At 37.8% G+C, this 21564-nt stretch carries 29 protein-coding genes; 18 read left to right on the forward strand and 11 right to left on the reverse strand.

Going from position 1 to position 21564, the window contains the following annotated elements; genetic code table 11:
• Window positions 1-96: 96 nt before the first annotated feature.
• From AA650_RS14620 to AA650_RS14640, 6 genes are read left to right on the forward strand one after another with little or no spacing between them, the layout of a single operon-like run.
• Window positions 97-957, forward strand: coding sequence for an Rpn family recombination-promoting nuclease/putative transposase (locus AA650_RS14620; RefSeq protein WP_053539569.1), 861 nt, complete (start codon window positions 97-99; stop codon window positions 955-957).
• A 25-nt stretch (window positions 958-982) separates the two neighbouring features.
• Window positions 983-1819 (forward strand): Rpn family recombination-promoting nuclease/putative transposase, encoded by an 837-nt coding sequence (locus AA650_RS14625; protein ID WP_053539570.1) that lies wholly within the window; start codon window positions 983-985, stop codon window positions 1817-1819.
• 25 nt (window positions 1820-1844) lie between these two features.
• Window positions 1845-2681 (forward strand): Rpn family recombination-promoting nuclease/putative transposase, encoded by an 837-nt coding sequence (locus AA650_RS14630; protein WP_053539571.1) that lies wholly within the window; start codon window positions 1845-1847, stop codon window positions 2679-2681.
• 25 nt (window positions 2682-2706) lie between these two features.
• On the forward strand, window positions 2707-3603 hold the full coding sequence (locus AA650_RS14635; RefSeq protein ID WP_053539572.1) for an Rpn family recombination-promoting nuclease/putative transposase: 897 nt from the start codon (window positions 2707-2709) through the stop codon (window positions 3601-3603).
• Between the two features lie 25 nt (window positions 3604-3628).
• On the forward strand, window positions 3629-3787 hold the full coding sequence (locus AA650_RS28715; RefSeq protein ID WP_234413188.1) for an Rpn family recombination-promoting nuclease/putative transposase: 159 nt from the start codon (window positions 3629-3631) through the stop codon (window positions 3785-3787).
• A complete protein-coding gene (locus tag AA650_RS14640; protein WP_234413189.1) occupies window positions 3784-4311 on the forward strand; it encodes a DUF2887 domain-containing protein in 528 nt (175 codons plus the stop codon). Before AA650_RS28715 ends, AA650_RS14640 begins: the two co-directional genes overlap by 4 nt.
• A gap of 340 nt (window positions 4312-4651) precedes the next feature.
• On the opposite strand, the gene AA650_RS14645 is transcribed toward AA650_RS14640, so the two are convergent.
• The 4 genes from AA650_RS14645 to AA650_RS28000 form a co-directional block, all read right to left on the reverse strand.
• Window positions 4652-4945: a type II toxin-antitoxin system RelE/ParE family toxin gene (locus AA650_RS14645; RefSeq protein WP_053539573.1), complete on the reverse strand. Its 294-nt coding sequence runs from the start codon at window positions 4943-4945 to the stop codon at window positions 4652-4654.
• Window positions 4942-5208, reverse strand: a complete 267-nt coding sequence (locus AA650_RS14650) for a type II toxin-antitoxin system ParD family antitoxin (RefSeq protein ID WP_053539574.1) — start codon at window positions 5206-5208, stop codon at window positions 4942-4944. The genes AA650_RS14645 and AA650_RS14650 overlap by 4 nt, the downstream gene beginning before the upstream one ends.
• Before the next feature lie 2 nt (window positions 5209-5210).
• Window positions 5211-5465, reverse strand: coding sequence for a hypothetical protein (locus AA650_RS14655; RefSeq protein WP_053539575.1), 255 nt, complete (start codon window positions 5463-5465; stop codon window positions 5211-5213).
• A gap of 174 nt (window positions 5466-5639) precedes the next feature.
• Window positions 5640-5882, reverse strand: a complete 243-nt coding sequence (locus AA650_RS28000) for a hypothetical protein (RefSeq protein WP_199924259.1) — start codon at window positions 5880-5882, stop codon at window positions 5640-5642.
• Between the two features lie 531 nt (window positions 5883-6413).
• Between AA650_RS28000 and AA650_RS28720 the strand changes: the two genes are divergently transcribed.
• The 6 genes from AA650_RS28720 to AA650_RS26665 all read left to right on the forward strand — a co-directional run bounded on the left by AA650_RS28720 (window position 6414) and on the right by AA650_RS26665 (window position 8951).
• On the forward strand, window positions 6414-6569 hold the full coding sequence (locus AA650_RS28720; RefSeq protein ID WP_234413190.1) for a hypothetical protein: 156 nt from the start codon (window positions 6414-6416) through the stop codon (window positions 6567-6569).
• Window positions 6570-6729: 160 nt separating this feature from the next.
• Window positions 6730-6927, forward strand: coding sequence for a 50S ribosomal protein L35 (gene rpmI / locus AA650_RS26660; RefSeq protein WP_015079972.1), 198 nt, complete (start codon window positions 6730-6732; stop codon window positions 6925-6927).
• A gap of 19 nt (window positions 6928-6946) precedes the next feature.
• Window positions 6947-7303, forward strand: a complete 357-nt coding sequence (gene rplT / locus AA650_RS14660) for a 50S ribosomal protein L20 (RefSeq protein ID WP_015079973.1) — start codon at window positions 6947-6949, stop codon at window positions 7301-7303.
• 110 nt (window positions 7304-7413) lie between these two features.
• Window positions 7414-8196 (forward strand): transporter substrate-binding domain-containing protein, encoded by a 783-nt coding sequence (locus AA650_RS14665; protein ID WP_053539576.1) that lies wholly within the window; start codon window positions 7414-7416, stop codon window positions 8194-8196.
• A gap of 73 nt (window positions 8197-8269) precedes the next feature.
• Window positions 8270-8794 carry a tetratricopeptide repeat protein gene (locus AA650_RS14670; protein ID WP_053539577.1) on the forward strand — a complete coding sequence of 175 codons (525 nt, stop codon included), beginning with the start codon at window positions 8270-8272 and terminating at the stop codon, window positions 8792-8794.
• A 43-nt stretch (window positions 8795-8837) separates the two neighbouring features.
• Window positions 8838-8951, forward strand: a complete 114-nt coding sequence (locus AA650_RS26665; RefSeq protein ID WP_081424232.1) for a DUF4351 domain-containing protein — start codon at window positions 8838-8840, stop codon at window positions 8949-8951.
• A 150-nt stretch (window positions 8952-9101) separates the two neighbouring features.
• Here the strand turns inward: AA650_RS26665 and AA650_RS28010 are convergent, their stop codons facing one another.
• Both AA650_RS28010 and AA650_RS14680 read right to left on the reverse strand, forming a co-directional pair.
• On the reverse strand, window positions 9102-9239 hold the full coding sequence (locus tag AA650_RS28010) for a hypothetical protein (RefSeq protein ID WP_027401062.1): 138 nt from the start codon (window positions 9237-9239) through the stop codon (window positions 9102-9104).
• A gap of 398 nt (window positions 9240-9637) precedes the next feature.
• On the reverse strand, window positions 9638-10558 hold the full coding sequence (locus AA650_RS14680; RefSeq protein ID WP_053539578.1) for a histone deacetylase family protein: 921 nt from the start codon (window positions 10556-10558) through the stop codon (window positions 9638-9640).
• Window positions 10559-10710: 152 nt separating this feature from the next.
• Between AA650_RS14680 and AA650_RS14685 the strand changes: the two genes are divergently transcribed.
• Both AA650_RS14685 and AA650_RS14690 read left to right on the forward strand, forming a co-directional pair.
• Entirely contained in the window at window positions 10711-12972 is a 2262-nt protein-coding gene (locus AA650_RS14685) for a heavy metal translocating P-type ATPase (RefSeq protein WP_053539579.1), read from the forward strand.
• A gap of 150 nt (window positions 12973-13122) precedes the next feature.
• Window positions 13123-14226, forward strand: a complete 1104-nt coding sequence (locus AA650_RS14690; protein WP_053539580.1) for an aromatic ring-hydroxylating dioxygenase subunit alpha — start codon at window positions 13123-13125, stop codon at window positions 14224-14226.
• A 273-nt stretch (window positions 14227-14499) separates the two neighbouring features.
• Here the strand turns inward: AA650_RS14690 and ispG are convergent, their stop codons facing one another.
• A complete protein-coding gene (gene ispG, locus AA650_RS14695; protein ID WP_053541296.1) occupies window positions 14500-15726 on the reverse strand; it encodes a (E)-4-hydroxy-3-methylbut-2-enyl-diphosphate synthase in 1227 nt (408 codons plus the stop codon).
• Window positions 15727-15940: 214 nt separating this feature from the next.
• Here ispG and AA650_RS14700 point away from each other — a divergent pair, with 214 nt between their 5' ends.
• Both AA650_RS14700 and AA650_RS14705 read left to right on the forward strand, forming a co-directional pair.
• Window positions 15941-16216 (forward strand): ribbon-helix-helix domain-containing protein, encoded by a 276-nt coding sequence (locus AA650_RS14700; RefSeq protein WP_039200340.1) that lies wholly within the window; start codon window positions 15941-15943, stop codon window positions 16214-16216.
• On the forward strand, window positions 16213-16563 hold the full coding sequence (locus AA650_RS14705) for a type II toxin-antitoxin system PemK/MazF family toxin (RefSeq protein ID WP_027401056.1): 351 nt from the start codon (window positions 16213-16215) through the stop codon (window positions 16561-16563). The genes AA650_RS14700 and AA650_RS14705 overlap by 4 nt, the downstream gene beginning before the upstream one ends.
• Window positions 16564-16904: 341 nt before the next feature.
• On the opposite strand, the gene AA650_RS14710 is transcribed toward AA650_RS14705, so the two are convergent.
• Entirely contained in the window at window positions 16905-17102 is a 198-nt protein-coding gene (locus tag AA650_RS14710; RefSeq protein WP_039200342.1) for a hypothetical protein, read from the reverse strand.
• Between the two features lie 815 nt (window positions 17103-17917).
• On the opposite strand from AA650_RS14710, the gene AA650_RS14715 reads away from it, so the two are divergent.
• Window positions 17918-18259 (forward strand): hypothetical protein, encoded by a 342-nt coding sequence (locus tag AA650_RS14715; protein WP_053539581.1) that lies wholly within the window; start codon window positions 17918-17920, stop codon window positions 18257-18259.
• A gap of 104 nt (window positions 18260-18363) precedes the next feature.
• Here the strand turns inward: AA650_RS14715 and AA650_RS14720 are convergent, their stop codons facing one another.
• From AA650_RS14720 to AA650_RS26670, 3 genes are all read right to left on the reverse strand, one after another.
• The gene (locus AA650_RS14720; protein WP_053539582.1) at window positions 18364-18975 is read right to left on the reverse strand and encodes a hypothetical protein; all 612 of its coding nucleotides are present in this window, start codon (window positions 18973-18975) and stop codon (window positions 18364-18366) included.
• A gap of 37 nt (window positions 18976-19012) precedes the next feature.
• A complete protein-coding gene (locus tag AA650_RS14725; RefSeq protein WP_053539583.1) occupies window positions 19013-20032 on the reverse strand; it encodes a zinc-dependent alcohol dehydrogenase in 1020 nt (339 codons plus the stop codon).
• A 167-nt stretch (window positions 20033-20199) separates the two neighbouring features.
• Entirely contained in the window at window positions 20200-20397 is a 198-nt protein-coding gene (locus tag AA650_RS26670) for a hypothetical protein (protein ID WP_071992747.1), read from the reverse strand.
• A gap of 374 nt (window positions 20398-20771) precedes the next feature.
• Between AA650_RS26670 and xth the strand changes: the two genes are divergently transcribed.
• A complete protein-coding gene (xth, locus tag AA650_RS14730; protein ID WP_053539584.1) occupies window positions 20772-21554 on the forward strand; it encodes an exodeoxyribonuclease III in 783 nt (260 codons plus the stop codon).
• Window positions 21555-21564: the final 10 nt, after the last annotated feature.

Raw genomic sequence — 21564 nt, forward strand, 5'->3', positions numbered from 1 at the left:
CAGGATGAAGATGCAATTACAGTAGATATAGAACTGGGAAAGATGGGTAAAATCAGCAGATAAATAAGTAATTAAGAAATATCAAAATCAGGAATAATGCACACAGACACAATATTCTACCAAATCTTCCTCACGTTCCATACCCTATTATTTGAAATTCTGGGAGAACCTACAGAAAACGCCACAGATTATAAATTTACTTCTGTGGAAGTGAAAGAAAAGGCATTTCGATTTGATGGAATTTTTATGGCAGATAGCGTAGAAAAACCCATCTATTTTGTAGAAGTGCAATTTCAACCCAAACCAGATTTTTACTGGGAATTAATCGCCGAAATCAATATTTATCTCAATCAATTTAAACCTGTACAAGATTGGCAAGCAGTGGCGTTATTTGCGAAACGGAGTTTAGATGTAGGAGAATTAACAGCTTATCAACAAGAATTGATTAATAGTGGGAGAATTAAACGAATTTATTTAGATGAATTACCACCAGGTTCAATTGGTATGGGGTTAATTGAGTTAATTGTCAGTCAGGAAGCACAAGCACCGGAATTAGTTAAAACCCTCATGGCAAGGACTAAGACAGAAGTTGAGAATGACAGAGAAAAACAAGGTATTATAGAATTGTTGGAGACTGTTTTATTGTCCAAATTTTCACAATTAAGCCGTCAGGAGATAGAAGCAATGTTTTTAGTGAGTGATATTAAGCAAACAAGGGTATATCAAGAAGCAAAGCAGGAAGGTAGACAGGAAGGTAGAGAAGAAGGTAGGCAGAATGGTGAGATGATTTTATTAATACGCCAGTTATCAAAAAGGTTTGGAAAATTAAAAGATATTTACATCGAAAATATCAACAGTCTGAACATAGAACAACTGGAAAAGTTGGGAGAAGCATTATTAGATTTTACAGATATTAATGACTTGGAAACATGGTTAAAATCTGAGATAACCAAGTAATTAAGAAATTTCAAAATCAGGAATAATGCACACAGACACGATATTCTACCAAATCTTCCTCACTTTTCACACTCTATTATTTGAAATTCTGGGTGAACCTACAGAAAACGCCACAGATTATCAATTTACTTCTGTGGAAGTGAAAGAAAAAGCATTTCGATTTGATGGAATTTTTATGGCAGATAGCGTAGAAAAACCCATCTATTTTGTAGAAGTGCAATTTCAACCAAAACCAGATTTTTACTGGGAATTAATCGCCGAAATCAATATTTATCTCAATCAATTTAAACCTGTACAAGATTGGCAAGCAGTGGCGTTATTTGCGAAACGGAGTTTAGATGTAGGAGAATTAACAGCTTATCAACAAGAATTGATTAATAGTGGGAGAATTAAACGAATTTATTTAGATGAATTACCACCAGGTTCAATTGGTATGGGATTAATTGAGTTAATTGTCAGTCAGGAAGCACAAGCACCGGAATTAGTTAAAACCCTCATGGCAAGGACTAAGACAGAAGTTGAGAATGACAGAGAAAAACAAGGTATTATAGAATTGTTGGAGACTGTTTTATTGTCCAAATTTTCACAATTAAGCCGTCAGGAGATAGAAGCAATGTTTTTAGTGAGTGATATTAAGCAAACAAGGGTATATCAAGAAGCCAAGCAGGAAGGGAGACAAGATGGTGAGATGATCTTATTGATACGTCAGTTATCAAAAAGGTTTGGAAAATTAAAAGATATTTACATCGAAAATATCAACAGTTTGAACATAGAACAACTGGAAAAGTTGGGAGAAGCATTATTAGATTTTACAGATATTAATGACTTGGAAACATGGTTAAAATCTGAGATAACCAAGTAATTAAGAAATATCAAAATCAGGAATAATGCACACAGACACGATATTCTACCAAATCTTCCTCACTTTTCACACTCTATTATTTGAAATTCTGGGAGAACCTACAGAAAACGCCACAGATTATAAATTTACTTCTGTGGAAGTGAAAGAAAAGGCATTTCGATTTGATGGAATTTTTATGGCAGATAGTCTAGAAAAACCCATCTATTTTGTAGAAGTGCAATTTCAACCAAAACCAGATTTTTACTGGGAATTAATCGCCGAAATCAATATTTATCTCAATCAATTTAAACCTGTACAAGATTGGCAAGCAGTGGCTTTATTTGCGAAACGGAGTTTAGATGTAGGAGAATTAACAGCTTATCAACAAGAATTGATTAATAGTGGGAGAATTAAACGAATTTATTTAGATGAATTACCACCGGGTTCAATTGGTATGGGGTTAATTGAGTTAATTGTCAGCAAGGAAGTACAAGCACCGGAATTAGTTAAAACTCTCTTGGACAGAACTAAGACAGAAGTTGAGAATGACAGAGAAAAACAAGGTATTATAGAATTGTTGGAGACTGTTTTATTGTCCAAATTTTCACAATTAAGCCGTCAGGAGATAGAAGCAATGTTTTTAGTGAGTGATATTAAGCAAACAAGGGTATATCAAGAAGCAAAGCAGGAAGGTAGACAGGATGGTGAGATGATCTTATTGATACGTCAGTTATCAAAAAGGTTTGGAAAATTAAAAGATATTTACATCGAAAATATCAACAGTTTGAACATAGAACAACTGGAAAAGTTGGGAGAAGCATTATTAGATTTTACAGATATTAATGACTTGGAAACATGGTTAAAATCTGAGATAACCAAGTAATTAAGAAATATCAAAATCAGGAATAATGCACACAGACACGATATTCTACCAAATCTTCCTCACTTTTCACACTCTATTATTTGAAATTCTGGGAGAACCTACAGAAAACGCCACAGATTATAAATTTACTTCTGTGGAAGTGAAAGAAAAGGCATTTCGATTTGATGGAATTTTTATGGCAGATAGTCTAGAAAAACCCATCTATTTTGTAGAAGTGCAATTTCAACCAAAACCAGATTTTTACTGGGAATTAATCGCCGAAATCAATATTTATCTCAATCAATTTAAACCTGTACAAGATTGGCAAGCAGTGGCTTTATTTGCGAAACGGAGTTTAGATGTAGGAGAATTAACAGCTTATCAACAAGAATTGATTAATAGTGGGAGAATTAAACGAATTTATTTAGATGAATTACCACCGGGTTCAATTGGTATGGGGTTAATTGAGTTAATTGTCAGCAAGGAAGTACAAGCACCGGAATTAGTTAAAACTCTCTTGGACAGAACTAAGACAGAAGTTGAGAATGACAGAGAAAAACAAGGTATTATAGAATTGTTGGAGACTGTTTTATTGTCCAAATTTTCACAATTAAGCCGTCAGGAGATAGAAGCAATGTTTTTAGTGAGTGATATTAAGCAAACAAGGGTATATCAAGAAGCAAAGCAGGAAGGTAGACAGGAAGGTAGACAGGAAGGTAGAGAAGAAGGTAGAGAAGAAGGTAGAGAAGAAGGTAGGCAGAATGGTGAGATGATTTTATTAATACGCCAGTTATCAAAAAGATTTGGAAAGTTAAAAGATATTTACATCGAAAATATCAACAGTCTGAACATAGAACAACTGGAAAAGTTGGGAGAAGCATTATTAGATTTTACAGATATTAATGACTTGGAAACATGGTTAAAATCTGAGATAACCAAGTAATTAAGAAATATCAAAATCAGGAATAATGCACACAGACACGATATTCTACCAAATCTTCCTCACTTTTCACACTCTATTATTTGAAATTCTGGGTGAACCCACAGAAAACGCCACAGATTATAAATTTACTTCTGTGGAAGTGAAAGAAAAGGCATTTCGATTTGATGGAATTTTTATGGCATGATTAATAGTGGGAGAATTAAACGAATTTATTTAGATGAATTACCACCGGGTTCAATTGGTATGGGGTTAATTGAGTTAATTGTCAGCAAGGAAGTACAAGCACCGGAATTAGTTAAAACTCTCTTGGACAGAACTAAGACAGAAGTTGAGAATGACAGAGAAAAACAAGGTATTATAGAATTGTTGGAGACTGTTTTATTGTCCAAATTTTCACAATTAAGCCGTCAGGAGATAGAAGCAATGTTTTTAGTGAGTGATATTAAGCAAACAAGGGTATATCAAGAAGCAAAGCAGGAAGGTAGACAGGAAGGTAGAGAAGAAGGTAGAGAAGAAGGTAGGCAGAATGGTGAGATGATTTTATTAATACGCCAGTTATCAAAAATATTTGGAAAATTGAAAGATATTTACATCGAAAATATCAACAGTTTGAACATAGAACAACTGGAAAAGCTGGGAGAAGCATTATTAGATTTTACAGATATTAATGACTTGAAAACATGGTTAGAATCTGAGATAGACAAGTAAGTTTATTTAATTGTCAGAATCAGGATTTCCAGGATTTGAGGATTTACAGGATGTTATTGAATGATTTTTGGTGGGGAGTTAGTGATTTTTATTTGTCTGATAGCGAAGCGTGGCGTAGCCATATCAGGATTTCCAGGATTTGAGGATTTTCAGGATGTTATTGGATGATTTTTGGTGGGGAGTTGGAGATTTTTATTTGTCTGAATCAGGATTTCCAGGATTTCAGGATTTACAGGATGTTGGTTGGTGTTGAGGTTTTTTGGATGTGAGGATTTTTGTGATGTGGGAACTTTTTGCATATTATTTGTGTGATGATCAAAATTCTCAGTTAATAAACTATCTATTCTGCGAATAACGCTTCTAAATCTTGACGACCATTTACAATTCTGAGAATTTCCACATTATTATCAACCAATTGATAAAAAATGATGTAACCATTTAAAGGAAGTCCACGCATTCCCTGTCTTATATATTCGTAACTGCGTCCCATTTGAGGAAATAGCAGTAATTTTTCACACTTTTTTGTGAAATCTTGAAAAAGCATTTCTCCAGTTTCAATATTTCTGTTTAAAAAATATTCAGAAATGCTATCTAAATCTCGAATTGCTAGAGGTGAAATCAAGCATTGATTCATTTTTTCTCCTCACGCGCATGACGAAATTTTGCCTGTATCTGTTCAACAACTGTTTCTAAAGGAACTCCTTCCCCTCGTTCTAATTCTGCTGCGGCTTCATTAACTTTAACTCTCACGTCTTCTACCCAGTCTTCATATTCTCCTTGTTTTTCTTGTAAAAGTTGTAGAGCTTGATTAATAACGGCTTCAGCATTAGGAAATCTCCCTTGAGCTAACTGGTTTTGAATAAACTGTTCTTGTTCTGGTTTTAGGGTAATATTCATTGCTATTTCCTATAACTGATAATTTTCATTATAAACGTAATTGTCAGAATCAGGATTTTCAGGATTTGAGGATTTACAGGATGTGATTGGATGATTTTTGGTGGGGAGTTGGTGATTTTTATTTGTCTGATAGCGAAGTGTGGCGTAGCCATATCAGGATTTTCAGGATTTGAGGATTTACAGGATGTGATTGGATGATTGTTTGGTGGGGATTTGGTGATTTTTATTTGTCTGATAGCGAAGCGTGGCGTAGCCATATCAGGATTTCCAGGATTTGAGGATTTACAGGATGTTATTGGATGATTTTTGGTGGGGAGTTGGTGATTTTTATTTGTCTGATAGCGAAGCGTGGCGTAGCCATATCAGGATTTACAGGATTTGAGGATTTACAGGATGTTGTTGGATGATTTTTGGTGGGGAGTTGGTGATTTTTATTTGTCTGATAGCGAAGCGTGGCGTAGCCATATCAGGATTTTCAGGATTTGAGGATTTACAGGATGTGATTGGATGATTTTTGGTGGGGAGTTGGTGATTTTTATTTGTCTGATAGCGAAGCGTGGCGTAGCCATATCAGGATTTTCAGGATTTGAGGATTTACAGGATGTGATTGGATGATTGTTTGGTGGGGATTTGGTGATTTTTATTTGTCTGATAGCGAAGCGTGGCGTAGCCATATCAGGATTTCCAGGATTTGAGGATTTTCAGGATGTGATTGGATGATTTTTGGTGGGGATTTGGTGATTTTTAATTGTCAGAATCAGGATTTCCAGGATTTGAGGATTTTCAGGATGTTATTGGATGATTTTTGGTGGAGAGTTGGGGATTTTTATTTGTCTGATAGCGAAGCGTGGCGTAGCCATATCAGGATTTTCAGGATTTGAGGATTTACAGGATGTGATTGGATGATTTTTGGTGGGGAGTTGGTGATTTTTATTTGTCTGATAGCGAAGCGTGGCGTAGCCATATCAGGATTTTCAGGATTTGAGGATTTACAGGATGTGATTGGATGATTTTTGGTGGAGAGTTGGTGATTTTTCAGGATGTTTTTGAATGATTATTTTTGAATAATTTAAACCATCTATAAATTACCATCCTGTTAATCCTTTAATCCTGGTTATCCTGATTCTGACAAATACAACTTTCATCACCAACAAACCATCTAAAAATTACCATCCTGTAAATCCTTTAATCCTGGATATCCTGATATGGCTAACGCCACGCTACGCTATCAGACAAATACAACTTTCATCACCAACAAACCATCTAAAAATTACCATCCTGTAAATCCTTTAATCCTGGAAATCCTGATTCAGACGATCCAAAAGTTTACTATATATGCGCGGACAGATTTCCACTCCTAACATTAGTGTAAACTAAAATTTTCGCCTTGTCAAGTCTTGAGGTAAAATCTTTTGAATATAATGGCTGTGTCCTGGGAATCCTTGCCGATCTTGCCAAGGGGGCATACAATTTGCATTTTCTCATATATAATAGTAGATTGTGTTGAATTAAAGCCATCCCATGCCTAAATTAAAGACTCGCAAGGCTGCGGCGAAGAGATTCCGCGTCACCGGTACCGGTAAAATCGTCCGCCGTAAACCGTTCAAAAACCACTTGTTAGAGCATAAATCCTCTAGCAAAAAGAGCAATATGTCCAAGATGGCAATTGTTCATGAACGGGACGAACCTAACGTACGCTTAATGCTTCCATATTTGTAAAAGACACAGGTAATAAGATATGACTCGGGTAAAACGCGGTAATGTAGCTCGTAAACGCCGCAATAAAATTCTCAAACTAGCTAAAGGTTTCCGTGGTTCTCACTCAACTTTGTTTAGAACCGCTAACCAACAAGTAATGAAGGCGCTTCGCAGTGCTTACCGCGATCGCAAGAAGAAGAAGCGTGATTTTCGCCGTCTGTGGATAGCACGGATTAACGCAGCTTCTAGACAACACGGTTTAAGCTATAGCCGTTTGATTGGTAATTTGAAGAAAGCCAATGTGGAACTAAACCGCAAAATGCTGGCACAATTGGCAATTCTTGATCCTGCAAGCTTCGCTAAAATTGCGGAACTCGCTAACTCGGTTAACGGATAAAGGTGGCAACGGATGAATAACGGATGTAACAGATGGCACTTCGGAGAATTGAAAATTAAAAATCAAGAAACTTTTTGGCATTTTTAATTGGAGTAAAACGCAGAGCGATTATGAATAAGTTACATCTGGTATTATCCGCTACCCTATCTTTGATTTTTTGGCTGTCTTTTCCCAGTGGAAATTTAACTGCATCTGCCGCAACAATGGCGGAAATTCAGCAGCGAGGCTATTTAAATATGGCAGTTAAGGATAATCTTCGTCCTTTGGGATTCAGAGATGACAAGGGCAATTTACAAGGGTTAGAGATTGATTTAGCCAAACGTTTGGCCAGTGATTTGTTGGGTAAAGCTGATGCTGTGAAATTGCAACCGGTAGCCAATAGCGATCGCTTACCATTAGTATTTAATCAGCAAGTTGATTTAGCGATCGCTGGAGTCACAGCCACAGAATCACGTTCTCGCATCGTTAGCTTCAGTGTTCCTTACTATTATGACGGCGCAGGAATAGTTACAAAAAATACAGCAATTCAAACATTAGAAGATGTAAGTAAACGGAAAATAGCTATTCTCAACCACTCCAGCACAATTGGATACTTAAAGTATTTTACACCATCTGCTGAGTTGGTCAGTGTAGATTCCTATGCTCAAGGGTGGGAGAAAATAGAAAGTAATCAGGTAGATGGTTTTGCGGCGGATCTTAGTATTCTTAGTGGTTGGGTGCAAGCACATCCTCAATATCGCATACTGGCAACTAAATTATCAGCAGAGCCGCTATCTGTAGTGATGCCAAAAGGATTACAGTATGATGAGTTAAGACGTAACGTGAATGAAGCGATCGCTCGTTATACAGTTACAGGTTGGCTAAAAGAACGGATAGAATACTGGGGATTGTAGTAATTTAGTGAGAAATACACAACCTAATAACTGATAATAGATAGAGTATTTTAATAATTTGTATTTGTAGAAAATGGATAGCAATTTAGTCATCATTTATCTGTCACTTTTTGTTGGTTTACTTGCATTTGCTGGGGTGAGTGTTTTTCGTCAAGTATTCAAAACCCGAAAACTTGAAAGCTCCTTGAACAAGTTAAAAAACAAATTAACAAAAGAAAAAGGTACGGCTCAAGAATATTATGAATTAGCTAGTATCTACTCAGAAAAAAAAGTATTTAGTCAAGCCATACCCCTATTTCAAAAATCTCTCAAAGCAGCCGAAGAAGAAGGAGAAGAATCCATTGCTCCTATTTATAACGGATTGGGATATGTTTACTTTGCTCAAGAGCAATATGACTTAGCAATTCGTCAGTACAAAGAAGCCATAAAATTGAACCCAGACTATGTATCAGCTTTAAATAATCTCGGACACGCTTACGAAAAGAAAAAATTGAATGCTCAAGCCTTAGAAATGTATGAAGCAACACTAAAATTAGCACCCAATAACATCGTTGCTAAACGTCGGGCTGAATCCTTACGTCGCTTAGTTTCTATCTAAGCTCAAACCCATACTATATCTCGTTCCCAGTCAGAGACTGGGAATGCTATCACAGAGGCTCTTAAATGTAGAAATTATTGAATTTTTAGGAGAATCAATCTTTGATTTATCTACAGTAGAGGATTTACAAAATTGGTTAAATAATCTCCAGATTTAAATTAAAAATATGACTGATTAACCATTTCAGCGTTTTATAGGGTTAGAAGTTCAGTGATATGTCTATGGTAGGGGCAGGTTGTAGATAAAATTTCGGATATACTGTTAAAATTAAACTTTTTAAGCCCTGTCCCTACTTTGAAGCGTGGTTTTAACTGTCTCCTGTTTTTTCAATGGTTTCAATCACTGCTAACCCTATACTCGAAGCGGCGATTAGCATGATTGGTGCTGCTAAAAAGGCAATGGTAAGCATCTTGAGGGCTTGGTCAAAAAAAATATAGGTGGTCATTTGTTCACCTTCTGAACTGTATACAGCTACTGGTACTATCTAATTTTTCTTCACAGCCAGGTGGCTGAATTCCCAGTAATTGTATCTTAACAAAACTTTAGCTCTTTCATGACATGATGACAAAGTTTTATTAGAGTAAGCCACAAAATAAATGATCCTGTTTTGTCATGCTGAGTGTAGCGTTCGCGGAGCGTGGCGTTAGCCATAGCGAAACGAAACGAAGCATCTCAAGAGTTTTGAGGACTTCCAAATAAAAACACTCAACCACTTAACGCAAAAAATCTATCAAACTCTCATTGCTCCGTGTCCTCTGTGTCTGGATTAGTACGGCTAACGCCACGCTTCGCTAACGTTTATCTGGGTAATTTATTTTTTGGAAGATAAATTCCAAAAAGAAACTAATTTATACAAGTTTGAATAGTAGCAATTACTGATTCAGCCAGACTTGGTAAATCATAACCACCTTCTAAACCAAACATAATTTTTTTGGTTATACCTAAACAGTATTCTGTAAATAAACCAAAATCTTCTGGTTGCAAATTCACACCGGCTAAAGGATCATTGGCATTAGCATCATAACCAGCGCTCACAATCAATAAATCTGGCTGAAAATTGCTTAAAAACGGGAGAATTTTCCTTTCCCACAGGGGTTGATAGACAGTAATATCACTACCAGGAGGGACAGGTAAATTTAACACATTATGATGTGAACCTTGTTGAGAAGCTTTCCCTGTACCGGGATAAGCTGGATATTGGTGGAGAGAAATATAAGCAATTTCTGAGTGAGTTTCTACTATTGCTTCTGTCCCGTTTCCGTGATGTACGTCCCAATCTAGAATAGCAACGCGCTTAACTCCAGGTTGTTGCAAAGCATAAAAAGCTGCTATGGCGGCGTTAGAAAATAAACAAAATCCCATACCTGTGTCACTTACTGCATGATGTCCGGGTGGACGCGCTAATATAAAAGATTTTTCTGCTGTATTAAGAACTGTATCAACTCCATCTAACCAAGCACTAACCGCCAATAACGCCACATCATAACTGCGGGGAGAAATGGGAGTATCCCCGTCTAAATAACCTCCACCGGAGGCAGCGATATCTTTTACTTTGTTAATATAGGTTGTAGGATGAACCTTTTCTATCCAGGACATTAAAGATGGTTTTAATAGAACTGGTGTAGGTAGTTTCCAGGTAATTTTCTCTGCAAAATGTGCAGTTTTTAAAGCATCAACTATCGCTGTCAATCTGGCTGGTTTTTCTGGGTGGTAGATTCCCGTTTTGTGATCTAAAAATTCGTCAGAATAAATAACTTGTAACATATATTTCTATACCCAAAATCTGAAATGTAAGTTAGTTGGAAGTCAAGAAACTTATTAAAATGATATATTACACCAATAGGTAAAGTATAGACATATAGATCCCCGACTTCTCAAAGAAGTCGGGGATCTGAAGGATAATTACAAGAGGTGATATGAATACTCTGAGTCTTAAACTTAAAGGTATGAGTTGCGCTGCTTGCGCTAATAATGTTGAACGGGCAATTTTAGCCGTTGCTGGAATTATTGATTGTCATGTTAATTTTGGTGCAGAACAGGTAACTATTAGTTATGAACCTCAACAAACAAATATAGCAGAAATTCAAGCTGCGATCGCAGATGCTGGTTATTCATCCTTTCAGTTAGATGTAGAAGGTGAAGATACAGCAGCAACAGCGAGTAAATTAGCAGCAGAACAGGAACTTATTCTCAAGTTAAGAACTGGGGTTGTCATTAGTATTATTCTGTTTTTTGGTTCTTTACCGATGATGACGGGATTACATTTACCTTTTGTTCCTAAATTTCTTCATCATCCTTGGTTGCAATTAGCATTAGCAACACCTGTTGAATTTTGGTGTGGGGGATCTTTTTTCCGTAATGCTTGGAAGTCTTTAAAACGCCGCACTGCGACAATGGATACTTTGATTGCTTTGGGAACGGGTACGGCTTACTTCTATTCTTTATTCGTGACGCTTTTTCCTGATTTATTTATTTCCCAAGGCTTAGAAATTCATGTTTATTATGAAGTTGCAGCGATGGTTATAACTTTGATTTTGTTAGGACGATTTTTAGAACATCGTGCTAGGGGAAAAACTTCGGAAGCTATTCACAAATTGATGGGAATGCAAGCAAAAACAGCTAGGGTAATGCGAGATGGTTTGGAAATGGATATTCCCATTAATGAAGTGATAGTTAATGATCTAATTTTAGTCCGTCCTGGTGAAAAAATTCCTGTAGATGGGAAGGTAGTTGATGGTAATTCTACCGTAGATGAGGCAATGGTGACTGGTGAAAGTGTAGCCGTGAGAAAACAACTAGGCGATGAGGTAATTGGGGCAACAATTAATAAAACTGGTAGTTTTAAGTTTAAGGCAACGCGGGTGGGTAAGGATACTTTTTTAGCGCAAATTGTCAAGTTAGTCCAAGAGGCACAAGGTTCAAAAGCACCGATTCAAAGGTTAGCAGATCAAGTAACTGGGTGGTTTGTGCCATCTGTAATTGCGATCGCAATTTTTACTTTTATCATCTGGTTTAGTATTACAGGTAATTTCACTTTAGCAATGATGACAATGGTGGGAGTTTTAATTATTGCTTGTCCCTGCGCTTTGGGTTTAGCTACTCCTACTTCTGTGATGGTAGGAACTGGGAAAGGTGCAGAAAATGGGATTTTAATTAAAAGTGCTGAAAGTTTAGAATTAGCACATAAAATAAATACTATTGTTCTCGATAAAACTGGAACTTTAACTCAAGGTAAACCCACAGTTACAGATTTTGTGACTATTAAAGGTACAGCAGATGGGAATGAACTTCAGTTATTAAAATTAGCTGCCAGTGTAGAACAAAATTCTGAACATCCTTTAGGGGAAGCAGTGGTGAAATATACGATAAGTCAAGCTGTGAGTTTAGCTGATGTCAAGAATTTTTTAGCTATTGTTGGTAGTGGTGTTCAAGGAATTGTATATGATAACTTAGTACAAGTTGGCACACAACGCTGGTTCACAGAATTAGGAATTGATACAGATATTTTAAAACCCCATCAAAGCCATTGGGAAGGTGAAGGAAAAACAGTAATTTGGTTAGCAGTAAATGGTAATTTAGAAGCAATTATGGCTATTGCTGATGCCCTTAAACCTTCATCATTAACAGCAGTTAAAGCTTTGCAAGAATTAGGGTTAGAAGTGGTAATGTTAACAGGTGATAATCAAAAAACTGCCCAAACAATTGCTGATCAAGTTGGTATCAATCAAGTTTTTGCCCAAGTGCGTCCAGACCAAAAAGCCGCGATGATTAAATCATTACAGCAAAGAAAAGTAGGGAACAAATTTCAAATTGTGGCTATGGTAGGAGATGGAATTAATGATGCGCCGGCATTAGCACAAGCTGATGTGGGAATTGCCATTGGGACAGGAACAGATGTGGCGATCGCTGCTAGTGATATTACTTTAATTTCTGGAGATTTACAAGCCATAGTGACAGCCATTCAACTCAGTCGCGCCACTATCAACAATATCCGCCAAAATCTCTTCTTTGCTTTTATTTATAATATCATTGGTATTCCCATTGCTGCGGGTATTCTCTATCCCTTCTTTGGTTGGTTACTTAACCCGATTATTGCCGGTGCAGCAATGGCATTTTCTTCAGTTTCTGTAGTCAGTAATGCTTTAAGATTGCGTAACTTTCAACCAGGAGTTAGGTAAAAATTAAAAGTAATCTCTAGCAATTAATTAATCATCTCAATCAAACTAATCACACAAATCATAGTTAAGACGGTACTGAAGATAACTGTTTTTCTGAGTTGTTCATGATAGGAATAGATTAACCGCTTCACTGCAAGTGAAACCCTAAAAATGAACACCAATATAGATAATTTCAACTCAGTTCGTAAACCTAAAATCTTCAACCAATCAGCCAGTTTTGTTGAAGGTTGGTATTGGGTGTTACCTTCTCAATCTTTACTGGTAGGTGATGTCAAAGCTGTGACAATTCTTGGGAAGGATTTAGTCGTATATCGTGGTAAAGATAGACGTGCAGTTATCCTAGATGCTTATTGTCCGCACATGGGTACAAGTTTAGCTGAAGGTAAAATTGAGGGTAATGAATTACGCTGTGTTTTACATCGGTGGAAATTTGATGCAGAAGGTATTTGTGTGGATATTCCTAATTTAGATGAACCTGTATCTCTGAAAGCCAAAACTTGGCCAGTAGCCGAACAATATGGGATGATTTGGGTTTGGACTGGGGAAATTCCACAACAATCTTTACCTTTTGTTTTAGATTGGGAAAACCAAGACTTTGATTTTTCTCTCGGTTCGCAATTTAGTATTAATTGTCATCCTCATATCTTACTTATTCAAACTATTGATACTCAACAAATTAATCTGGTTCATAAATTACCATTAAAAATGGTTTTGGAGAAACAAGAACTCAATCAAAATGCGATTATTTTTAGCACTATTACAAATATTAATGGCAAGTCATTCTGGCTAAATCTTTATCGGCGGTTGTTTAAAAATTCTCTTAATTATAGTGTTTGTTATTGGTATGGAACGACAAGTATAGTTTCCTTTACTAATGAGTCTACCCAGCTACATATAATATTTACAACTCGGATATTACCAGGAGGGAAAACTGAAGGTCAGACCCTACTAATGTCTAAAAAACGGAAAGGGATGTTAGGAAAATTAATTAATAAATTGATGTTATGGGTAGGGAAAACAATTAGCGATCGCCTACTAAAAACCAATGATAGAATTTTACAAACCATGCAATTTGATCTCAAAACTCCCCTGAAAGCAGATTTATCAATCATCCAATTTATTAACCATTTAGAACGACAAAAACCCCTAACCTGGGAAAGTTGGTTATTAGTGCGATCGCGGGAACGAGAGGAAGAAGTGCGTGAAGAGAGAGAAAAACGCGAAAAATGGCGCGATGAATTAGTTAATGACTAAAAACCCGATATTTTGACAATAAAAATGAAGTGGACTTGCCACTTCATCAATTCCCAGGTAGAACCTAGTAGTCTGTCAACCCGAAAATGACGGGTGAAGGCAAGCAGGGGGAGAAGAGAGGTGGGGGAGGTGGGGGAGGTGGGGGTGTGGGGGAGGTGGGGGAGGTGGGGGTGTGGGGGAGGGAAGAAGAGAAGTTTTTTCCATTACCCGTCAAAATAAATTTGACGAACTACTAACTATTACCTATTACCTTTTTTGTAAAAGTCTTAAAAATTACGGTTCTACCCAACGTCCATCAGTTTTAATGAGATTAATTAATTCCTCTACACCTTGTGATTCTGGGACTTTTTTAATTTCTTCCCGACCACGATATAAAGAAATATAACCGGGAGTTTTGCCAACATAACCATAGTCAGCATCAGCCATTTCTCCGGGTCCATTCACAATACAACCCATTACAGCAATATCTAAACCTGTTAAATGTTTCGTAGCCTCTCTAACTACGTGCAGCACTTCCTCCAAATTAAATAAAGTCCGTCCACATGAAGGACAAGCGACATACTCAACCATTGTTTTCCGCAAACCTAAAGCTTGCAGAATGCTGTAACAAACAGGAATTTCCTTTTCTGGTGCTTCTGTTAAAGACACGCGGATTGTATCACCAATGCCATCAGCTAATAATGTGGCAATACCGGCTGTAGATTTAATTCTGCCATATTCACCATCACCTGCCTCCGTCACCCCCAGGTGCAAAGGATAATCCATACCCAAGTCATCCATGCGTTTAGCCATAAGACGATATGCAGCCACCATGACAGGCACTCGTGAAGCTTTCATGGAAATCACCACATTATGAAAATCCAAAGATTCACAAATGCGAATAAATTCTATGGCAGATTCCACCATACCTTCGGGAGTATCACCATAGGTAAATAGCATTCTTTCCGCCAAAGAACCATGATTTACACCGATTCGCATAGCTTTACCTTGATCGCGCAAGGAAACTACCAGCGGAGCTAAGGTTTCGCGGATTTTTTCGCCAATTTCGTCAAATTCAGCTTTTGTGTATTCAGTGCGACTGGTATTAGGTTTTTCAAATACATATAAACCTGGATTAATTCGCACTTTTTCAATATGTTTGGCGACTTCCAAGGCGATTTTCATGCCATTGTGATGGACATCGGCAACAATTGGCACATCCCGGTAAGTTTTGATTAATTGTTGTTTAATTTCCGCCAGTGCCTTAGCGTGTCCGAGACTAGGAACAGTGACACGAACAATTTCGCAGCCTATTTCATGAAGACGACGAATACCCGCGACAGAACCATCAATATCCAGAGTATCTTCATTAATCATAGACTGTACCACCACCGGGTATCCACCCCCAATGGTGACATCCCCCACTTTTACAGGGCGGGTTTTGCGGCGTTTGATGGTGGTATCAAAGGCTGGTTGACTAGATTCAGTGTTGGTAATTTCCAAAGTCGGCAGAGTTTGCATAATCTCAACAGGTAGATTTTCTGTAGCTAAAATATCAGATTGCCAGGGGTTATACTTCTCAGATTGCCACAATTGAGGTTATTTTAGGTGATAAAGTGGAAAAGTAGGTGGCAAGAGGCAAGGATTTCACCAATAACTGAATTTTTAATTTTGGATGATGCGTAAAACGATATGATATAAGACATCACTTCAGTCATCAAAAAATGAACGCTCTATGAAAACAGAAACCGTTCGCACGACGCTAACCATTCCTAGAGAACTCCTAGAAGCTACAGACAAGGCGGTTTTGGAAGGAAAGGCTAAGAGTCGGAATGATTTTGTCGCTCAAGCTTTACGAAGAGAATTAGCCTTACAGAAGCGGTCTGAAATTGATGCCGCATTAGCGGAAATGGCTAATGATCCAGATTATCAGGCAGAGGTATTAAAACTAGAGGTAGAATTTGCTACGGCGCAGTGGGAGGCGTTGCAGTTAGGGGAAGCTCCAAGATGAGAAGGGGTGAGGTGTATGATGCACGTCTAGAAATGACTGAAGGCTCGGAACAGGGAGGAACTCGTCCCGTGATTATTGTGAGTCGTGATGTGATTAATCTATCCAGCCCTGTAGTTTTAGCAGTACCTTGTACCACCTATCAAGATGGGAAGCGAGTTTACCCTACTCAAGTTTTGATTTTGTCACCAGATGGTGGATTAAAGAAAGACTCGATCGCTATGGCAGATCAGGTGCGGGTATTATCTAAAACTCGCTTTTTGCGTTTAAGAGGAATTCTTTCTGATGTGGTGATGGCACATCTAGAGCAAGCGTTGTTAATTGCGTTAGATTTGCCAGGATGTGAATAACTTGATTAAATAGGGTTTGATGAATAAATCGAAAACTTTAGATATATTAATGTAAGTAGGTTGGCGTTGAAAATTGTCGTTATGGCAAGGCAAAAGGCAAGAGGCAAGAGGCAAGAGTGAAGAGGGTTTAGGCGATTTTACATTTCTTTACACAGTTTGGTTTTATTGTGTTCACCTATGTAAGTTGCTAGTTAGGTAAATTGTCAGAATCAGGATATCCAGGATTAAAGGATGAACAGGATGAAACCAGAGCTTTTATTACCAATTACCAATTACCAATTACCAGCCTCAACGAGATAACTAGCAACTTGAGTTAATAATTGTTTTGACTTTTTCGATGCTTACTTATTACCTGTTGTGGGAGAGGAGGTTTGAGTAAATTGGCTGATTTGATGCCAAATATCCTGGGGAGTAATACCGAAGCCAAAGTATAATAACATAACAATAGCGGCGGAAATTATAGCTGTTTTAATGGTGGTTTTAATTAATTTCCAGAGAATGATAAAAACTATCCAAGCTACTATTAAGGTAATAATCATAAGCTAATACGCAGCTAAATTTGATTTAGTGAAGTGAGAAAATTACAGCAAATTGTCATCAAACCCGGAACAAGAACCCCACCCCCAACGCCCTCCCCGCAAGCGATGAGGGGGCTAAGATGTACCTCATAAGATTGGAAATCGCTGTAAGCCATCAAACTCTTGTCTGTTCCCCGTTCCCTTGTCTCAAGCAACAATTTAAATGTGTGACAGCTTAGAGTTTAGGGAATAGGCATTGATACTGAGTTTTTTCCCAAAAAAACACCAAAATCAGGATAATAAACTATTCTAGGGAAAAATTGCAACCTTCCTGGGCTAGATGCCTATCCCACACCCCACAAGATTGGATCTAGAGACTTCCAAATAAAAAAATGTCCCAAAACTGATGCAGAAATTCTCTCTCTGTGTACTCTGTGCCTCTGTGGTTCGTTTCTTAGGATAATTTATTTCTTGGAAGTCTCCTAGGACTTACGCACGCTCACTAACTTACCATCATATGAATGAACGAAATTGCGTCGTTTTCGGCTTTGGGAATAACCTATTGAGTAGGGTGCGTCAGATAGAGGAAATCTGTTTTTTACCAAATTATTGGGTCTGACGCACCCTACAAGAGATAAAATCCACATTACATATTTAGAAAACTTTGTCAATGCGTAAGCACTAGGATCATCTTTTTTGTGGATTTCTCTTTGTCAGATTTGGAAAATTGAGGATATCCAGATAGTTGAAACTATTCCCTGTTCCCTGTTCCCTGTTCCCTGTTCCCTGTTCCCTGCCCTCACAGACCACTTTTTCAGCAAACCCTAGTTAGAAGTATGAACTACGAAATAGCCCGGAAACTACTCATAGACCAAACAAACAGTTTAGATAATCCAGATACTCTGTTAAGTCGTTTACAACAAGGTAAACCTCCTGTTCCTGGTCAAGTTACTTCCACCTTGTTAGCTTTAAAGGTGGTATTTGAAGCTTTAAAAACAGCACCCAACTTAGACAGAGAATTGGCTTTTGCTTTATATCAGTTGGCTGTAAAGGCGCAAAGATTCTTTGCTGCGGGACGAAAGGCAGGTGTGGAGTGGCCTCCTCTGCTTAACGAGGATTTAGTCCGTATTTCTTTGGGGGCTGAAAGTATTTTTTCTGGTACATGGCAGACTTTATGATTGCGAAATATAACAACCACCAAGATGGTTATGAACTCCCATTGATAATAAAACTCCTGCTTTATTCTCCTTTATTCTTCTTTTTCCTCCTGACTCCTCCTAAATTAGCGGGTTCTTAATTCTGTTTCTAATTTATCTAAATCGGCTTTGAGTAACACTGTGATTTTACCGATGATGGCTTTACCTTCCTTGGGTTGGGCAATTTCTATCCAATACCCATAGCGATCGCCTATCCGTAATTCTCCCTGTAAAGCTTCTCGCGTTGGTGTTTTTGCTAGTCTAGATGTATTAATAGTAGTCTGATTAGGATATTGATAGACAATTTGAGCCTCATTGTAATCTTGATACACATCTAAACTATAAATTACTCGTAAAGACTCTTCCAAACGTTGTAATGTGATGCCATTAACAGCATCGAACATAGTCATACGTTCAGTGCGAATTGTGATGTGGTCTTTAGTAAATGTTACTCTACCAGGAGGTAATACGGAGGCTTGGAAGGTAAATCTTTGAGCCGCTGTATCACTTTTACTAATAAATAATCGTTCTCCCGGTTTTGGCTGTAGTGTGGGATGGGCTTTAATCCATGAGAGTACATCTCCTGTACTGTCTCCAGGTAGGGCTTGTCCGGGAGAATTTAGCAGCATTTCCACTGATAACCAAGGTATCAGTGAGCAAGGTAAAATCAATAATTTCAGTAAGGATTGTTTGAGCATTTTTTAGATAAATTAGGGTGCGTCGGAATTTTCACTGTCAAACCATTGCTACTTTAATGACTTTCCGCGCCTTCATATCTATAAATACCTGTTCTAGATCCTGTAAAGGTCGGTGTTCACTAATGAGCAAGTCAAAAGGAATTGTACCACTGGCGATGAGTAATAAGGCAGCCTTTACATATTCTGGTGTATTGTGAAATACGCCTTTGAGAGTAAGTTCACTATAGTGCAATTGTTCGGTATTCACAGTAATTGTGGTATCTCTTGGACAACCACCAAATAAATTGATAGTTGCACCAGGACGACCGCAAGCGATCGCAGTTTCCCAGACACTCGGTACACCAGTAGCCTCTATCACGACATCTGCACCCCAACCAGCGGTTAATTCCTTAACTGTATTGGCAATATCCGTAACTTGATGATAATTAAAAGTCTTGGCTGCACCCAGCTTTTCACCAATTTCTAACCGTTGATTATTCCCTCCCCACAATATCACCTCAGTATATTTCGCTAATACTGCCACAAACATCAAGCCAATCGCCCCATCACCCAAAACCACTACTTTGTCATCGGGTTTAGCACCACAACGGCTGATACCATGCAATACACAAGCTAAAGGTTCAGTCATCGCCGCTAATACTAGGGGCAAATGATCAGGAACTGGTAATAAATTATGCCTAACTATGGGAGCAGGAATTTTCAGATATTCTGCAAATGTCCCATTATTCCAAGTTAAATGGGGACATAAAGAATATTCTTGGCGTTGACAAAAGAAACATTTCATGCAGGGTGCAGAATTATTTGCCACCACGCGATCGCCTACCCGCCAATTCGTCACCCCAGCACCGACAGCCACAATCCGTCCTGCACCTTCATGGCCAAACAGTGTGGGTGGTGTCAACATTTTAGCATGGCCACCCCGTCGCCACACCTTCAAATCCGTACCACAAGTAGTGGCTGCTTCCACCTGAATCACCACCTCGCCGGCTGCGGGAGTCGGGTCAGGAACTCGTTCTAGGCGTAAATCCTCTTGTCCGTAGAGTAGTGCTGCTAACAAAACTTTTCACCCATAAAAAAGAAGTATGGCTTTAACCACGCTATCAAAATCACTTAAATACGGTTTTATACCATACTCAATGATATCGGCATATATTTTGTATTTAAAATTAGCAATTTCTGATTTTACCTAAATTTATGCTAATTAGCGATCTTTCCTGGACAAATTCAAGAACTCAACGCCGTTTGCGGTAAAACTTCTTGATTACGGGTTTCTCGCTTAGATAGGGGATTAGATCCATCATTGATACTTAAAACTGGTACTTCTTGTCTACAGGACAGACAAAACCAATAAACCTCATGATGGCGAACATGACGCAGAACCGAACCGCCACAGCAGGGGCAGGTGTTAACTATGATACTCATAAAATGTCCTCCTTTCAAAAAATTCAACCCTGGCAATGTTATGATTGATCTCGACATCACCATTAAAAACAATCCCAACTTCTACTTTTATGCTTGATTTAATGACGTTCATTTTCCAGCCCTTTATTCTCCCATTCGGAATCCTCCAATTTGGAGAAAATGGGGGTAAAAAACTATCAATAAATGCTAAATTAACAGATTTTTAAAAGATTTTCACAAACTCATTTTTTTATCGAAACATGAAAAATCCAGAGAACATTATTAAACTATAAACTAGTATAGACCTTGTTCATCTATCTGGGGGATCATAAATATCTAATTTTTACCGAATAAATGCTTCACCATTATTTTGCGATCATTTTAATCAATAACTCATGAAAATTGCTACTTGGAATGTGAATTCTGTGCGGACACGTTTAGAACAGGTTATCAATTGGTTAACAGAAAATCCGGTTGATGTTTTGTGTTTACAAGAAACCAAAGTTATAGACCAGGACTTTCCTAGTCTCGCATTTACAAATTTAGGCTATTATCCGTATATTTCCGGGCAAAAATCTTACAATGGCGTGGCTTTAATTAGTCGTCAACCGTTGATAGATGTAAGTGTAGGTTTTAGTCCTATTTTACCAGGTCTAGAATCAGCATGGGATGAACAAAAACGGGTGATTACGGGTGTAATTGAGGGCGTAAGAATTGTTAATCTTTACGTTCCCAATGGTTCATCTATTGGTAGCGAAAAGTATGAATATAAGTTAGGCTGGTTAAAAATACTGAAAGAATATTTACAGACGTTAATATTATCAAATCCAGCTATTTCTCTGTGTGGTGATTTTAATATTGCCCTAGAAGATATAGATATTAATGATAAAGTAAAAATAGATAATCACATCATGGCATCGGAATTAGAACGTCAAGCTTTACGAGATGTTCTGAATGTAGGTTTTGCAGATGCTTTTCGTAAATTCAACAGCGAAGGGGAAAATTATAGTTGGTGGGATTATCGCACGGCTGCTTTTAAGCGTAATTTAGGTTGGCGAATAGATCACCATTATCTCACACCAATCTTGTATGAACGCGCTCAAAGTTGTATTATTGATATTGAACCGCGAAAGTTAGTTCAACCCAGTGACCATACACCAGTAATTGTAGAATTTTAGCGGATTTTAG

The organism is Anabaena sp. WA102 (assembly GCF_001277295.1).
Taxonomy (GTDB): domain Bacteria; phylum Cyanobacteriota; class Cyanobacteriia; order Cyanobacteriales; family Nostocaceae; genus Dolichospermum; species Dolichospermum heterosporum.

Excerpts from the sequence above, each read along its gene's own strand:
- AA650_RS14620 (WP_053539569.1), top strand. The coding sequence starts at position 97 with ATGCACACAGACACAATATTCTACCAAATCTTCCTCACGTTCCATACC.
- AA650_RS14625 (WP_053539570.1), top strand. The coding sequence starts at position 983 with ATGCACACAGACACGATATTCTACCAAATCTTCCTCACTTTTCACACT.
- AA650_RS14630 (WP_053539571.1), top strand. The coding sequence starts at position 1,845 with ATGCACACAGACACGATATTCTACCAAATCTTCCTCACTTTTCACACT.
- AA650_RS14635 (WP_053539572.1), top strand. The coding sequence starts at position 2,707 with ATGCACACAGACACGATATTCTACCAAATCTTCCTCACTTTTCACACT.
- AA650_RS28715 (WP_234413188.1), top strand. The coding sequence starts at position 3,629 with ATGCACACAGACACGATATTCTACCAAATCTTCCTCACTTTTCACACT.
- AA650_RS14640 (WP_234413189.1), top strand. The coding sequence starts at position 3,784 with ATGATTAATAGTGGGAGAATTAAACGAATTTATTTAGATGAATTACCA.
- AA650_RS14645 (WP_053539573.1), bottom strand. The coding sequence starts at position 4,945 with ATGAATCAATGCTTGATTTCACCTCTAGCAATTCGAGATTTAGATAGC.
- AA650_RS14650 (WP_053539574.1), bottom strand. The coding sequence starts at position 5,208 with ATGAATATTACCCTAAAACCAGAACAAGAACAGTTTATTCAAAACCAG.
- AA650_RS14655 (WP_053539575.1), bottom strand. The coding sequence starts at position 5,465 with ATGGCTACGCCACGCTTCGCTATCAGACAAATAAAAATCACCAAATCC.
- AA650_RS28000 (WP_199924259.1), bottom strand. The coding sequence starts at position 5,882 with ATGGCTACGCCACGCTTCGCTATCAGACAAATAAAAATCACCAAATCC.
- AA650_RS28720 (WP_234413190.1), top strand. The coding sequence starts at position 6,414 with ATGGCTAACGCCACGCTACGCTATCAGACAAATACAACTTTCATCACC.
- rpmI (WP_015079972.1), top strand. The coding sequence starts at position 6,730 with ATGCCTAAATTAAAGACTCGCAAGGCTGCGGCGAAGAGATTCCGCGTC.
- rplT (WP_015079973.1), top strand. The coding sequence starts at position 6,947 with ATGACTCGGGTAAAACGCGGTAATGTAGCTCGTAAACGCCGCAATAAA.
- AA650_RS14665 (WP_053539576.1), top strand. The coding sequence starts at position 7,414 with ATGAATAAGTTACATCTGGTATTATCCGCTACCCTATCTTTGATTTTT.
- AA650_RS14670 (WP_053539577.1), top strand. The coding sequence starts at position 8,270 with ATGGATAGCAATTTAGTCATCATTTATCTGTCACTTTTTGTTGGTTTA.
- AA650_RS26665 (WP_081424232.1), top strand. The coding sequence starts at position 8,838 with ATGCTATCACAGAGGCTCTTAAATGTAGAAATTATTGAATTTTTAGGA.
- AA650_RS28010 (WP_027401062.1), bottom strand. The coding sequence starts at position 9,239 with ATGACCACCTATATTTTTTTTGACCAAGCCCTCAAGATGCTTACCATT.
- AA650_RS14680 (WP_053539578.1), bottom strand. The coding sequence starts at position 10,558 with ATGTTACAAGTTATTTATTCTGACGAATTTTTAGATCACAAAACGGGA.
- AA650_RS14685 (WP_053539579.1), top strand. The coding sequence starts at position 10,711 with ATGAATACTCTGAGTCTTAAACTTAAAGGTATGAGTTGCGCTGCTTGC.
- AA650_RS14690 (WP_053539580.1), top strand. The coding sequence starts at position 13,123 with ATGAACACCAATATAGATAATTTCAACTCAGTTCGTAAACCTAAAATC.
- ispG (WP_053541296.1), bottom strand. The coding sequence starts at position 15,726 with ATGCAAACTCTGCCGACTTTGGAAATTACCAACACTGAATCTAGTCAA.
- AA650_RS14700 (WP_039200340.1), top strand. The coding sequence starts at position 15,941 with ATGAAAACAGAAACCGTTCGCACGACGCTAACCATTCCTAGAGAACTC.
- AA650_RS14705 (WP_027401056.1), top strand. The coding sequence starts at position 16,213 with ATGAGAAGGGGTGAGGTGTATGATGCACGTCTAGAAATGACTGAAGGC.
- AA650_RS14710 (WP_039200342.1), bottom strand. The coding sequence starts at position 17,102 with ATGATTATTACCTTAATAGTAGCTTGGATAGTTTTTATCATTCTCTGG.
- AA650_RS14715 (WP_053539581.1), top strand. The coding sequence starts at position 17,918 with ATGAACTACGAAATAGCCCGGAAACTACTCATAGACCAAACAAACAGT.
- AA650_RS14720 (WP_053539582.1), bottom strand. The coding sequence starts at position 18,975 with ATGCTCAAACAATCCTTACTGAAATTATTGATTTTACCTTGCTCACTG.
- AA650_RS26670 (WP_071992747.1), bottom strand. The coding sequence starts at position 20,397 with ATGAGTATCATAGTTAACACCTGCCCCTGCTGTGGCGGTTCGGTTCTG.
- xth (WP_053539584.1), top strand. The coding sequence starts at position 20,772 with ATGAAAATTGCTACTTGGAATGTGAATTCTGTGCGGACACGTTTAGAA.